The organism is Streptomyces sp. NPDC036813 (assembly GCF_055609245.1).
This window is the reverse complement of the sequence record NZ_JBVJPV010000015.1, coordinates 177,365-190,186: the sequence shown is the minus strand read 5'-3', so window position 1 is coordinate 190,186 and position 12,822 is coordinate 177,365. Positions and strand designations below refer to the sequence as shown.

Annotated in this window: 15 protein-coding genes; 7 read left to right on the top strand and 8 right to left on the bottom strand. The window is 71.7% G+C overall.

Features of this window, described 5'->3' with window-relative positions:
• Positions 1–29 precede the first annotated feature (29 nt).
• Positions 30–494 (bottom strand): hypothetical protein, encoded by a 465-nt coding sequence (locus tag ACZ67Q_RS28945; RefSeq protein ID WP_471187955.1) that lies wholly within the window; start codon positions 492–494, stop codon positions 30–32.
• A gap of 14 nt (positions 495–508) precedes the next feature.
• Positions 509–1,042 (bottom strand): hypothetical protein, encoded by a 534-nt coding sequence (locus ACZ67Q_RS28940; protein ID WP_471187952.1) that lies wholly within the window; start codon positions 1,040–1,042, stop codon positions 509–511.
• A gap of 258 nt (positions 1,043–1,300) precedes the next feature.
• Between ACZ67Q_RS28940 and ACZ67Q_RS28935 the strand changes: the two genes are divergently transcribed.
• On the top strand, positions 1,301–2,521 hold the full coding sequence (locus ACZ67Q_RS28935; protein WP_471187949.1) for a cytochrome P450: 1,221 nt from the start codon (positions 1,301–1,303) through the stop codon (positions 2,519–2,521).
• Positions 2,522–2,528: 7 nt separating this feature from the next.
• Here the strand turns inward: ACZ67Q_RS28935 and ACZ67Q_RS28930 are convergent, their stop codons facing one another.
• Together ACZ67Q_RS28930 and ACZ67Q_RS28925 are read right to left on the bottom strand one after the other, a co-directional pair.
• Positions 2,529–4,097 carry an ABC transporter permease gene (locus tag ACZ67Q_RS28930; RefSeq protein ID WP_471187946.1) on the bottom strand — a complete coding sequence of 523 codons (1,569 nt, stop codon included), beginning with the start codon at positions 4,095–4,097 and terminating at the stop codon, positions 2,529–2,531.
• Complete coding sequence (locus tag ACZ67Q_RS28925; protein WP_471187943.1) at positions 4,094–4,996, bottom strand: ABC transporter ATP-binding protein; 903 nt, start codon at positions 4,994–4,996, stop codon at positions 4,094–4,096. The genes ACZ67Q_RS28930 and ACZ67Q_RS28925 overlap by 4 nt, the downstream gene beginning before the upstream one ends.
• Before the next feature lie 73 nt (positions 4,997–5,069).
• On the opposite strand from ACZ67Q_RS28925, the gene ACZ67Q_RS28920 reads away from it, so the two are divergent.
• Positions 5,070–5,570, top strand: a complete 501-nt coding sequence (locus ACZ67Q_RS28920) for a GbsR/MarR family transcriptional regulator (protein ID WP_471187940.1) — start codon at positions 5,070–5,072, stop codon at positions 5,568–5,570.
• A gap of 24 nt (positions 5,571–5,594) precedes the next feature.
• Here the strand turns inward: ACZ67Q_RS28920 and ACZ67Q_RS28915 are convergent, their stop codons facing one another.
• On the bottom strand, positions 5,595–6,425 hold the full coding sequence (locus ACZ67Q_RS28915; protein WP_471187937.1) for a diacylglycerol kinase family protein: 831 nt from the start codon (positions 6,423–6,425) through the stop codon (positions 5,595–5,597).
• A 208-nt stretch (positions 6,426–6,633) separates the two neighbouring features.
• Here ACZ67Q_RS28915 and ACZ67Q_RS28910 point away from each other — a divergent pair, with 208 nt between their 5' ends.
• From ACZ67Q_RS28910 to ACZ67Q_RS28900, 3 genes are all read left to right on the top strand, one after another.
• Positions 6,634–7,917 (top strand): adenylosuccinate synthase, encoded by a 1,284-nt coding sequence (locus tag ACZ67Q_RS28910; protein ID WP_361634144.1) that lies wholly within the window; start codon positions 6,634–6,636, stop codon positions 7,915–7,917.
• A 70-nt stretch (positions 7,918–7,987) separates the two neighbouring features.
• On the top strand, positions 7,988–8,182 hold the full coding sequence (locus ACZ67Q_RS28905; RefSeq protein WP_471187934.1) for a hypothetical protein: 195 nt from the start codon (positions 7,988–7,990) through the stop codon (positions 8,180–8,182).
• Between the two features lie 144 nt (positions 8,183–8,326).
• Entirely contained in the window at positions 8,327–8,620 is a 294-nt protein-coding gene (locus ACZ67Q_RS28900) for a hypothetical protein (RefSeq protein WP_471187931.1), read from the top strand.
• A gap of 3 nt (positions 8,621–8,623) precedes the next feature.
• On the opposite strand, the gene ACZ67Q_RS28895 is transcribed toward ACZ67Q_RS28900, so the two are convergent.
• The 3 genes from ACZ67Q_RS28895 to ACZ67Q_RS28885 form a co-directional block, all read right to left on the bottom strand.
• Positions 8,624–9,274, bottom strand: a complete 651-nt coding sequence (locus ACZ67Q_RS28895; RefSeq protein ID WP_471187929.1) for a hypothetical protein — start codon at positions 9,272–9,274, stop codon at positions 8,624–8,626.
• Between the two features lie 121 nt (positions 9,275–9,395).
• Positions 9,396–10,103, bottom strand: coding sequence for a GntR family transcriptional regulator (locus tag ACZ67Q_RS28890; protein ID WP_471187926.1), 708 nt, complete (start codon positions 10,101–10,103; stop codon positions 9,396–9,398).
• A gap of 105 nt (positions 10,104–10,208) precedes the next feature.
• Complete coding sequence (locus tag ACZ67Q_RS28885) at positions 10,209–11,567, bottom strand: aminotransferase class III-fold pyridoxal phosphate-dependent enzyme (protein WP_471187923.1); 1,359 nt, start codon at positions 11,565–11,567, stop codon at positions 10,209–10,211.
• 174 nt (positions 11,568–11,741) lie between these two features.
• On the opposite strand from ACZ67Q_RS28885, the gene ACZ67Q_RS28880 reads away from it, so the two are divergent.
• A complete protein-coding gene (locus ACZ67Q_RS28880; protein WP_471187921.1) occupies positions 11,742–12,359 on the top strand; it encodes a type 1 glutamine amidotransferase family protein in 618 nt (205 codons plus the stop codon).
• Positions 12,356–12,814, top strand: coding sequence for a MarR family winged helix-turn-helix transcriptional regulator (locus tag ACZ67Q_RS28875; RefSeq protein WP_471187918.1), 459 nt, complete (start codon positions 12,356–12,358; stop codon positions 12,812–12,814). Before ACZ67Q_RS28880 ends, ACZ67Q_RS28875 begins: the two co-directional genes overlap by 4 nt.
• The last annotated feature ends 8 nt before the right edge of the window (positions 12,815–12,822 follow it).

The following is a 12,822-nucleotide window of genomic DNA, read 5'->3' as shown; positions in this document are numbered from 1 at the left end:
GCGGCCGGCCCACCGGGGGGAGGCGAGGGTCAGGGGGTGTCCCCGCCCTTGTCGCCCTTCTTGCCGAGGCGGTCCGTGAGCGGTTCCAGCAGCAGGCCCACGGTGGCGACGGCGACGGCCGGCAGCAGGGAGTGGGCGCGAACCCCCGGCGTCCACTCCAGCAGCATCACACCGACGAGGAACGCCGACAGCCAGCCGAAGACGGCGTCGCAGACGCGGGCCACGGACGGTGACGGGTTCAGCGAGGCGCGCACGAGAGCACGCGCCGGCACCGTGACGGCCATGGCGGCGGCCGCGCACGGGCCCATCAGCAGCAGCGCCCACAGGACGGGCAGGACCCCGTCGAACTCCACCGCGTCGGGGAAGACCACGGCCGTGACGAGCAGGACGAGCAGGAACACCAGCCCGACCAGCCCGGCCACGAACAGGACGAGTCCCCCCACGATCAGGCGGGCGAGCCGCTTCTCACCAGGTGTCGACGGTTCGTCATCCATCCGGCTGCCCTCGCCTACGCGGCGATGATGATGATCGCCTTGGCGAGATCACTGGCGATGTCGTGCGGCAGGCCGGCCTTCATCAGCGCCAGGGCCAGCGCGTGTTCGCCCCAGTTCTCCACGGCGTCGATCGCGTCGGCGATCTTGTTGCCGTTCCTGGAGGCGTATTTGGCCGCCTTCGGCGAGACGCGCTTGAGCACCTTGCCCAGCCACACGCCACCGTGCCGGAAACCGGCCACGACCAGCTTGCGGACGATGGTGCTCCACCCGAATCCCGGCATCGGCTTGGCGGGCCCCTTGCCCTCCAGCCGGTCGGCGTAGGCCTCGAACTGGGCGATCTCGGCGGTGTCGGAGCCCCCGTCGGCCTTCATCCGCGCGATGAGATCGCGCACCTCGGCCGCGGTGAAGGTCGGCTCCCGGTCGTCGAGGACAGTGGCGTGGGCCACGCTCTGCGCCTCCGTGGCCTCGGCCAGCGGAGCCGCAACCCCCAGAGCCATCGCTGCGGTGGCCACGATCGCGGCGGCGCGTATGGCAGTCGACGATGTCACGTCGGTGTTCCCCTCTTGTGCAGTTGTGCAACGTGGTGCCTGTTGGTCAGACAGACACGGCGCGGTCCACGCCCCTCTCCTCGGCCGCTGGTCGGGCGACCGGAGCGGGGCAACCGCGACAGAGGTGATCTTGTAGAACAGAGCCGTCGAAGACAACCGCTTTGAGCAAGAACTGAGCAAGAGCCGGACGGGCGGGCCGCCCCGGAGACGACGCCCGGCCCCTGGCCAGACGGCGGGCTCCCGCGTTAGCGTCCGTGCATGTCAGCGGTCACCGACCTCGCCTTCGACCCCTGGGACCCGCGCTTCGTCGAGGACCCCTACCCCGCCTACGCCGAACTGCGCGAGCGCGGTCGGGTGCTCCACTACGAGCCGACGAACCAGTGGCTGGTCCCGCACCACGCGGACGTCTCCGCGCTGCTGCGGGAGCGCCGGCTGGGCCGGACGTATCTGCACCGGTTCTCGCACGAGGAGTTCGGGCGCACCCCGCCCCCGCCGGAGCACGAGCCGTTCCACACGCTCAACGACCACGGCATGCTCGACCTCGAACCGCCGGACCACACCCGGATCCGGCGGCTGGTGTCCAAGGCGTTCACCCCCCGCACGGTGGAGCAGCTGAGGCCGTATGTGCACGCGCTGGCGGGTGACCTCGTCCAGCGGCTCGTCGACGCGGGCGGCGGTGACCTGCTCACCGATGTGGCCGAGCCGCTGCCCGTCGCCGTGATCGCCGAGATGCTGGGCATCCCCGAGGGCGACCGGCATCTGCTGCGGCCCTGGTCGGCGGACATCTGCGGGATGTACGAGCTGAACCCGTCCGAGGAGACGGCGGCGAGGGCCGTGCGGGCGTCGGTGGAGTTCTCCGACTACCTGCGTGAGCTGATCGCCGCCCGCCGCGAGGAACCCGGCGACGACCTGATCTCCGGACTGATCGCCGCCCACGACGAGGGCGACCGGCTCACCGAGCAGGAGATGATCTCCACCGCCGTCCTCCTCCTCAACGCCGGTCACGAGGCCACCGTCAACGCCACCGTCAACGGCTGGTACGCCCTCTTCCGCCACCCGGACCAGCTGGCCGCCCTGCGCGCCGACCACTCCCTGATCCCCACCGCGATCGAGGAGCTGATGCGCTACGACACCCCGCTCCAGCTCTTCGAACGCTGGGTGCTGGACGACATCGAGATCGACGGCACGACGATCCCCAGGGGCGCGGAGATCGCCATGCTCTTCGGCTCCGCCAACCACGACCCGGCCGTCTTCACCGACCCCGCCCGCCTGGACCTCACCCGCCGCGACAACCCGCACATCTCCTTCAGCGCCGGCATCCACTACTGCATCGGCGCGCCCCTGGCCCGTATCGAACTGGCTGCCTCGATGAGTGCCTTGCTGACCAAGGCCCCGGCCCTCACCCTCGCCGCCGAGCCGAAGCGCAAGCCGAACTTCGTGATCCGGGGGTGGGAGGGGCTGCGCGTGGACGTCGGCTGACCCCGCGTCACGCCATCAGGTCCCGCCTGCGCACGCCCGCCAGCCCGGCGGCGACCAGTACCGCCGCCAGCCCCAGCAGCACCCCCACCGGCCCCCACGTCATCTCCCCGCCCGGCAGCTTCGGCAGATGGCCGAAGGGGGAGAGATCCAGGACCGCCTCCGGCGCGTCCAGTGCCGGGCCCACCCAGCCGAGCAGCAGTACGGCGCCCGCGACGCCCCACGCCGCCGGTGCCAGACGCGGCGCGCAGCCGTACAGCAGTACCGCCGTCCCGCCGATCACCCACACCGCCGGCACCTGCACCAGACAGGCCCCGAGGATCGCTCCCGCCTCCTTGCCGTATCCGGCGGCGAAGCCCAGGCCGGTCAGGAGCATCAGCAGCGCAGCACCGCCGAAGGCGATCAGCAGGTGCCCGGCGGCCCAGCGCAGGCGGCCGACCGCGCAAGCAAGGACCGGTTCCGCGCGCCCCGAGGTCTCCTCGCCGTGCAGCCGGAGCACCGAGGCGACGACGTACAGGGCGGCGATCAGGCCCATCACGCCGGTCATCGACGCCAGGAAGGTGTCCGTCAGGCCGGCGTGGCCGCCCATCCGTTCGAAGATCTCCCGGGCCCGCGCGTTGTCCGCGACCAGATCGGCCGCGCCCTCGGTCATCCCGCCGTAGACCACCCCGGCGACGAAGAAGCCCACGGACCAGCCCAGCACGCCGCCGCGCTGCAGACGCCAGGCCAGCGCACCCGCCGTGCCCAGCCGCCCCGCCGCCGGTCCCGGCCGGGCCGGCAGGAAGCTCAGGCCCACGTCCCGGCGCGCGGCGAGGACGTACGCCACCGCCGCCTGCGCGAGCACGGCCGCCGCGAACAGCGGCAGCACCCACCAGCGTTCCCCGGCGAAGGCGCGCAGGTTCTCCAGCCAGCCCAGCGGCGACAGCCACGTCAGGGCGGACGAGCCGTCGTCCCGCGCCGCGTCGCCCGCCGCGCGCAGCACGAACGCGGCGCCCAGCGCGGCCGCCGTCAGGCCGCGCGCCAGGCGGGCGCTCTCGGTCAGCTGGGCGACGATCGCGGCGAGCGTGGCGAAGACCAGGCCCGTGCCCGCGACGCCGAGCGCGAAGGCCACGGCCCCCGCCGCGCCCTGCGCGGCCAGGCCCGCCGCCAGCAGCAGCGCCAGCACGGCGTTCGCGACCGCCGCCGTGAGCAGGGCCGCCGTCAGGGGGGCGCGCCGCCCCACCGCGCCGGAGGCGAGGAGTTCGTGCCGTCCGCTCTCCTCCTCGTCGCGGGTGTGGCGTACGACGACCAGCAGACCGGTCACCGCCGCGAGCGCACCGGCGTAGACGCCGACGCGCCAGGCGGTGAGCGCGCCGAGGGAGTCGCCGAAGACGGGGCCGACCATCGCGCGCAGGGAGGAGTTGGCGGACATCTGGCGGAGCAGGTCCGCGCGGTCGGCGTCGGTGGCGTACAGGCCCTTGAGCGCGTTCGGCATCGACAGGACCATCAGGGCGTTCACCGCGATCCACACCGGGAGTGTCAGCCGGTCGCGGCGCAGGGCGAAGCGGGTGAGGGTGGCGGTGCCTGCCAGGGCCGTCATCGTGCCACCTCGTCCGCGGTGCCCTGGTAGTGGCGCAGGAACAGCTCCTCCAGGGTCGGCGGCGTCGACGTCAGGGACCGCACGCCGGTCCCGGCGAGGGAGCGCAGCACGGCGTCCAGGTGGTCGGTGTCGACCTGGAGGCGGACCCGGCGGCCCTGGACGTCGAGACCGTGCACGCCGGGCAGGCGGGCGAGACCGTTCGGCGGGCCCGCGAGTTCGGCGGTGACGCTGGTGCGGGTCAGATGGCGCAGGTCGGCGAGGGAGCCGCTCTCCACGGTCCGGCCCTTGCGGATGATGCTGACCCGGTCGCACAGCTCCTCCACCTCGCTGAGGATGTGGGACGACAGCAGGACGGTCCGGCCCCGCTGCCGCTCCTCGGCGACGCAGCGCTGGAACACCTCCTCCATCAGCGGGTCGAGCCCGGAGGTCGGCTCGTCCAGGATCAGCAGGTCGACGTCCGAGGCGAACGCGGCGACCAGCGCGACCTTCTGCCGGTTGCCCTTGGAGTACGTGCGGCCCTTGCGGGTCGGGTCCAGCTCGAACCGGTCGATCAGCTCGGCGCGGCGCCGCGCGTCGAGGCCACCGCGCAGCCGGCCGTACAGGTCGATGACCTCGCCGCCGGTGAGGTTGCGCCACAGGGTGACATCGCCGGGCACGTACGCGATACGGCGGTGCACCTCGACCGCGTCCCGCCAGGGATCGCGGCCGAGTACCTGCGCGGCGCCGGAGTCGGCGCGCAGCAGGCCGAGCAGGACCCGGATGGTGGTGGACTTGCCGGCGCCGTTGGGGCCGAGGAAGCCGTGCACCTCGCCGGCCTCGACCTCCAGGTCGAGCCCGTCGAGGGCATGGGTGCGGCCGAAGGACTTGTGCAGTCCGGACACCGAGATGGCCTTCGTCATGGTTCCGAACGTACGCTTCCTTCAGAAATTTGTGAAGTTAAAGAAGTGTGGAAACGGAGGATAGGCTGGATGCATGGTCGACGACACGGTGGAGCGGCAGGACGGACGGGATCCCGAGGCGGTCTCCCGCTTCGTCGAGCACTTCGCGGCGCAGCTCGTGGAGGCGGGCATGCCGCGCATGCCGTCCCGGGTGTTCGCCGCGCTGCTCGCCTCCGACACCGGTGCGCTGACCTCCGCCGAGCTGGGCGAGCAGCTGAGGATCAGCCCGGCCGCCGTCTCGGGCGCGGTGCGCTATCTGTCCCAGGTGCACATGGTCTCGAGGGAGCGCGAACCGGGCTCGCGGCGCGAGCGGTACCGGGTGCACAGCGACCAGTGGTACGAGGCGCTCACCAACCGTGAGGCGATCATCAAGCGCTGGGAGGACGCCCTGCGAGAGGGGGTGGCCGGCCTCGGCGCCGACACTCCGGCCGGAGCCCGCCTCGCCGAGACTCTGGCCTTCTTCGAGTTCATCGAGCAGGACGTCGCCGGGATGATGGAACGCTGGCGGGTGTACCGGGAGGCACGGCGGGGGTGACCGGCGTCCGAGCCGCTCCCCGCCTCACTCCGCCGCCGGCACCGTCAGTGCCCACGCCCCCTCCGCCACCGTCCACGTCCGCCGGCGTACCGGGCCCGACACGGCCGCGTCCGCGCGGTAGCGGAAGTCCGCGCCCGTCACCGTCACCAGGCGGCCCGCCGCCCGCACAGGGGTGGCCGCCGCGCCCACCGACACCGGCCGCACCTCCACCTCCGCCACCCCCGCGGCCCCCGGCATCACCGACACGCCGGACACCGGTTGCTCGGTGCCGACCAGCAGCTGCCCGTCGACCTCCACCCGCAGCCGGGCCGGACCGTCGGCGTCCGGCGTCACGCGGGGCGGGCGGGCGGGCACCAGCGCGTGCACGAGGGAGCGGCAGGTGCGCAGCCACGGCCGTAGTGCCTCGGCGTCCTCCTCGACCGGCGGAGCCTCCCGCAGCGGCGGAATCCGCAGCCCGCCCAGCACCACCCCGTCGCTGTCGTCGACCAGCAGGTCCAGGCGCCGCTCGGCCCCGTCGAGGACGGCCCGCGCCGCCGCCACCGCGCCCGTGGGCACGCCGAGCGAGCGCACCACGGACAGGCGGCCCCCGACCGGCACCACCGACAGCGCGCATCCGGCCAGCTCCCGCCGCCGGTGCAGCAGCGTCACCGCGCGGGCCAGGGCACGGTCGTCACCGACCACGACCGGCCTGCGCGACCCCCGACGGAGCAGCATCCGGGCGAACTCCTCCGGCCCCTCCGGCAGGCACACCTTCGTCGCCGCACCCGCGCTGAGCACGTCTTTCGCGATCCGGACGGACTCTGGGTCCGTCCGCCGGGCGACCGGATCGATGATCACCAACAGCTGGTCGGACATCGCGAAGGTCGCCACCTCGGTCCTGCCTCGCTTCCTCGGGTAGCATCTTTGTGCAAGAGCCCCTTGCGCTATTGCGCCAGGGGCTTCGTCTATTCCGGGGCATCCGGTCCGACGGTAGCGGCCAACGACGGCCGTGGTGCACGCGGCGGAACCCTTCCGCGTACGCCCCTGACCTTGGACATGCCCCGCCCGGAAGGGGTGTACGCGCGTGCCCGCACTTGTGCTGCTCGGTGCTCAGTGGGGTGACGAGGGCAAGGGAAAGGCCACCGACCTGCTCGGTGGATCGGTGGATTATGTAGTGCGCTACCAGGGCGGCAACAACGCCGGCCACACGGTGGTCGTCGGCGACCAGAAGTACGCACTGCACCTCCTCCCTTCCGGAATCCTCTCTCCCGGCTGTACGCCCGTCATCGGAAACGGTGTCGTCGTCGACCCGTCGGTCCTGCTCTCCGAGCTGAGCGGTCTGAACGAGCGCGGCGTCGACACGTCGAAGCTCCTGATCAGCGGCAACGCGCACATCATCACGCCGTACAACGTCACCGTCGACAAGGTGACCGAGCGCTTCCTCGGAAAGCGCAAGATCGGCACGACCGGGCGTGGCATCGGACCGACCTACGCGGACAAGATCAACCGCGTGGGCATCCGGGTGCAGGACCTCTACGACGAGTCGATCCTGCACCAGAAGGTCGAGGCGGCCCTCGACGTCAAGAACCAGATCCTCACCAAGCTCTACAACCGGCGCGCCATCACCGCCGACCAGGTGGTCGAGGAGCTGCTGGGCTACGCCGAGAAGATCAAGCCGTACGTCGCCGACACCGTGCTGATCCTGAACCAGGCCCTGGAGGACGACAAGGTCGTGCTCTTCGAGGGCGGCCAGGGCACGCTGCTGGACATCGACCACGGCACGTACCCCTTCGTGACCTCGTCGAACCCGACGGCGGGCGGTGCCTGCACCGGCGCCGGCGTCGGCCCGACGAAGATCAGCCGGGTCATCGGCATCCTCAAGGCGTACACGACCCGCGTCGGCGCCGGTCCCTTCCCGACCGAGCTGTTCGACGAGGACGGCGACGCGCTGCGCCGGATCGGTGGCGAGCGGGGTGTCACCACCGGTCGTGACCGCCGCTGCGGCTGGTTCGACGCGGTGATCGCCCGTTACGCGACCCGGGTCAACGGCCTGACCGACTTCTTCCTCACCAAGCTCGACGTCCTCACCGGCTGGGAGCAGATCCCGGTCTGCGTGGCGTACGAGATCGACGGCAAGCGCGTCGAGGAGCTGCCGTACTCGCAGACCGACTTCCACCACGCGAAGCCGGTCTACGAGATGCTCCCGGGCTGGAGCGAGGACATCAGCAAGGCGAAGTCCTTCTCCGACCTGCCGAAGAACGCGCAGGCGTACGTGAAGGCGCTCGAGGAGATGTCCGGCGCGCCGATCTCCGCGATCGGTGTGGGACCGGGCCGGGACGAGACGATCGAGATCAACTCGTTCCTGTAGGCCCTCGGGTCACGGCACGTGCGGGCGCCTCCGGCAAGCGGGGGCGCCCGTTTCGTGGTCCAATCGGATCATGCCCCTCCGTGAGGCGCCGTGCCAGGGCCCGTACGGCGGAGAGGTCCAGGGCACGGAGTGCGGAGAACGAGCCCGCTTCGAGGTGATCCGGCACCGGCGGGCCCCCCTCCACGTGTGCCCGGTCCATCTGGGCCCGGCGCTCCTGCTCGCCGGCGGCATCCTGTGGCCCCCGGAGATCCGCCTGATCGCATGATCCCGCCGTCGTGTGGCGGTTTCCCGGGCCTCGGAGCAGGGCGGCAGCCATCGGCTCTCCCACCAGAACTCCCAAGGAGAAAAGCCACATACGGGCATATCCTGGGCATGAACTCCGCGCGTCTCGACCGAAGAGGTGAGTGCGATGCGCGTACTGCTCAAAGCCCAGATGAACACGGACAAGGCGAACGAGGCCATCCGGAACGGCACCCTGGGGAAGCTGGTCCAGGAGGCGATGGAACAGCTCAAGCCCGAAGCCGCCTACTTCACCGCCGAGAACGGCGAGCGCTGCGCCTTCTTCGTCTTCGACATGCAGGACAGCTCCCTGATGCCGGTGTTCAGTGAGCCGTGGTTCCTCAACCTGGGCGCCAAGATCACCTACACCCCGGTGATGAACTTCGATGACGTGCAGAAGGGCCTCTCCCAGCTGGGGCGCTGACCTTCAGCTGAACACGATCATCGAGCCCTGCGCCAGACTCCGCGTCGCTGCCGCATGCAGCCCCAGCCACACATGACGCTCGCGGGCGAACGGGCTCGGATCGTACGGCGCCGGCGCGGCGGGCTGTTCCAACTCCGTCGGCTCCAGCGGCGGTTGCGGCGGCGCAGGCGGGTTCGCGGGGTCGATGCCGAGCGCCGGGGCGACCTGCTCCAGCTCCCGCAGCAGCCCCTGCGAGGACCCCAACGGGCCGCCACCCGCGAGGAGTTCGTCGTTGGCCAGCGGGTGCGGGAAGTCCAGCGGCACGTACGCGCCGGCATGGTCGTAGTGCCAGACCAGATGGGACTGCTGTGCCGTCGTCTCGAACATCTCCAGCAACTGCTCGTAGTCCCCGCCGAGTTCGTCCACCGGCGTCACCGGCAGCCCGCACAGCTGGAGCAGGTGCGCGCGGCGCAGGAAGTGCAGCGCGTCGTAGTCGAACCCGGCGACCGGGCCGACGTCACCGGACAGACCCGGCATGTACTGGTACACCGGCACCGGCGGCAGGCCGGCCTCGGAGAGTGCCGCGTTGTACTGGGCGAGTTCCTCGGCGAACGGGTTGTCGGGCGCGTGGCACAACACGTCGACGAGCGGTACCAGCCACAGGTCACAGGCCAAAAGGAGCTCCTCACACAGCAACAGCGCACGCCTTCGTCAGGGCAGCGTATTCGCTGTCACCCGCCCCCGTAAGGCGCGGGTACGTCCCGGTCAGCCGACGTTTTCCCCTGCGCCGCGCCCCTCACCCCTTGTGGGCGGCGAGCTGTTCGATCAGCGCGAGCGAGTGCGCGTTGTACGACGTGACGATCGACCGGGCGGTGGCGGTGTCGCGCCGGGACAGGGCGTCGACCAACTCGGTGTGGCGGGCCCACAGGTGGCCGCGCAGATCGGTGAGCAGCCGCAGATGCTGCACCGCGCACACCCAGGACTGCACACGCAGCCGGTGCAGGAAGTCGGCGAGATACGGGTTGCCGAACAGGCTGCTCAGCTCCCGCCAGAACCTGAGGTCGTAGCCGATCAGCACGGTCAGATCGCCGGCCCGCGCCGCCCGCTGCGCCTCCTCGGCGCGCCGCCGTACCCCCGCAGCGGCGGTCGCGACCTGCGGTTCGTGCAGGTCGCGGTAGCCCTTGTGGCCGTCGTCGAGGGCCGTGAACATCCCCTCCACGACCAGGCTGCGGGCCTCGATGATGCCCCGGTAGTCCGCGACGGAGTACTCGTGCACCCGGAAGCCGCGGTGCTGGTCGGCCTCCAGCAGCCCCTGCGCGGCGAGGTCGACGAGCGCCTCGCGCACCGGTGTCGCGGAGACGCCGTACTGCTCGGCGATCTCCTTGACCGTGAACTCCTGCCCCGGCTTGAGCCGGCCGGCCAGCACCTCGTCGCGCAGTGCGTCGGCGATCTGCTGCCGCAGGGTGCTGCGGGTCACGGCGCCGGTGCCGGTACTGCCGGGCATGGTCGTGGGAGCTCCTTCCGGAACGCGCGTAGGTGGCGGGCTCGCAGGTGTCTACGAGCACGCCACCTTACGCGTTCGGCTCAGCGGGGGCGCCCCCCGCGGGAGCTACACCGTGTACTCGTCGGCCACGGACAGCGCCGCGTCCAGCGCCGCGAGGCCCTCCTTCAGCTCGGCCTCGGTGACGTTGCACGGCGGGACGACGTGGGTGCGGTTCATGTTCACGAACGGCCACACGCCGTGTGCCTTGGCCGCCGCCGCGAAGGCCGCCATCGGCGCGTTCGCCTCACCGGCCGCGTTGTACGGGACCAGCGGCTCGCGCGTCTGCCGGTCCTTCACCAGCTCCAGCGCCCAGAACATGCCGGTGCCGCGCACCTCGCCGACGCTCGGGTGCCGCTCGGCGAGGTCGGCGAGGGCGGGGGCGAGCACCGTCTCGCCGAGCCGCTTGGCGTGCTCGACCACGCCCTCCTCGGCCATGACGTTGATCGTCGCCACGGCCGCGGCGCAGGCCAGCGGGTGCCCGGAGTAGGTGAGCCCGCCCGGGTAGGGCCGCTTGCCGAAGGTCTCGGCGATCTTGCCGGAGATGGCGACGCCGCCGAGCGGCACGTATCCGGAGTTCACGCCCTTGGCGAAGGTCATCAGGTCCGGTACGACGCCGAACAGATCCGCCGCGAACCACTCACCGGTGCGGCCGAACCCGGCCATCACCTCGTCCAGGACGAACACGATCCCGTACTTGTCGCAGATCTCGCGCACCCCGGCGAGATAGCCGGGCGGCGGGACCATGATCCCGGCGGTGCCGGGCACGGTCTCCAGGACGATCGCGGCGATCGTCGCGGGGCCCTCGAAGGCGATGGTCGTCTCGAGGTGCTCCAGCGCCCGCGCGCACTCCTGCTCCTCGGTCTCGGCGTAGAAGCGGGAGCGGTAGAGGAAGGGCGCCCAGAAGTGCACGACGCCGTTCGTGCCGGTGTCGCTGGCCCAGCGGCGCGGGTCACCGGTGACGTTGATCGCCTGCTGGGTGCCGCCGTGGTACGAGCGGTACGCCGAGAGCACCTTCGGACGGCCGGTGTGCAGCCGGGCCATACGGATCGCGTGCTCGACGGCGTCGGCGCCGCCGTTGGTGAAGAAGATCTTGTCCAGGTCCCCGGGGGTGCGCTCGGCGATCAGCCGGGCCGCCTCCGAGCGCGCCTCGAGCGCGAAGGCGGGCGCGAACGTCGTCATCGTCGCGGCCTGCTCCTGGATCGCGGCGACGACCTTCGGGTGCTGGTAGCCGATGTTCGTGTAGACGAGCCCGCTGGTGAAGTCGAGGTAGCGCTTGCCGTCGTAGTCCCAGAAGTACGACCCCTCCGCGCCGGCGACGGCGAGCGGGTCGATCAGGTCCTGCGCGGACCAGGAGTGGAACACGTGCGCGCGGTCCGCGGCCTTCACCGCGGCGCCGGTCTGGGGGTCGGGCAGATGAGGGGTCATGTCGGCGAGCGTAAATGTCCGCGATGCGGAAGCGGTATCGGCGTCCTGTCTGTGGACAGGGGGTTTCCACGACAGATTGTCGATACGGGTGCCGCGGGCCCCAGGGGCATGCATTGACAGCAAACTGTCATGATGACAGCCTGCTGCCATAAGGCTCTTCTGCTGGAGGCAGCCATGAGCAGCACCGACCGCAAGCCCGTGCACCTCGCCGTCTACGACACCCTCGCCGACTGGGAGACCGGCCACGCCACCGCGCACCTCGCGCTCGCCGGCTTTCCCGTCCGCACCGTGGGCCCCACCCGCGAGCCCGTCACCAGCATCGGCGGTCTGCGCATCCAGCCCGACCTCGCCCTCGACGAGGTACGCCCCGAGGACAGCTCCCTGCTGATCCTGCCCGGCGCCAACGACTGGAACGCGGAGACCGACCCCCTCGCCCCCTTCGCCCGCACCGCCCGTGCCTTCCTGGACGCCGGTGTCCCGGTCGCCGCGATCTGCGGCGCGACCCGCGGGCTGGCCCGCGAGGGCCTCTTCGACGACCACGCCCACACCAGCGGGGCGCCCGAGTACCTGGCGGCCACCGGGTACGCCGGCGGCGACCGGTACGTCGAGACGGACGCCGTCACCGACGGCCTGCTGATCAGCGCCGGGCCCACCGAGCCGGTCGCCTTCGCGCGGGAGATCTTCCGGCTGCTCGGCGCCTACGACGAGCACGTGACCGACGCCTGGTACCGCCTCTTCCACGACTCCGACCCCAAGGCGTACGGCGAGCTGCGGCAGGCCGGGGCGCAGTGAGCCGGGCCCGTCAGGAACTGCTCAGCCGCAGCGCGCTCGGGGTCTTCCGGCTCAACGGGCAGTTCCTCGCCGCCGCCGAGGAGCTGGCCCGGCCGGCCGGGCTGACCGCAGCCTGGTGGCAGGTGCTCGGGGCGGTGCTGCCGGGGCCGCTGCCGGTGTCCGGGATCGCCCGCACCATGGGGATCACCCGGCAGAGCGTGCAGCGGATCGCCGATCTGCTGGTGGAGCGGGGGCTGGCCGAGTACCGGCCGAACCCGGCCCATCGCCGCGCCAAACTGCTCGCGCCCACCGAGGAGGGACGCGCGGCCGTCGCCCGTATCGGCCCCGGGCACGCGGCCTTCGCCGACCGGCTGGCCGAGGCGTTCGGGGAGACGGAGCTGGCCTCCGCCGTCGCACTGCTGGAGCGGCTGGCCGTGGTCCTGGACGAACTGGGCCCGGCTGTTACGGAACCGTAGACACCGGG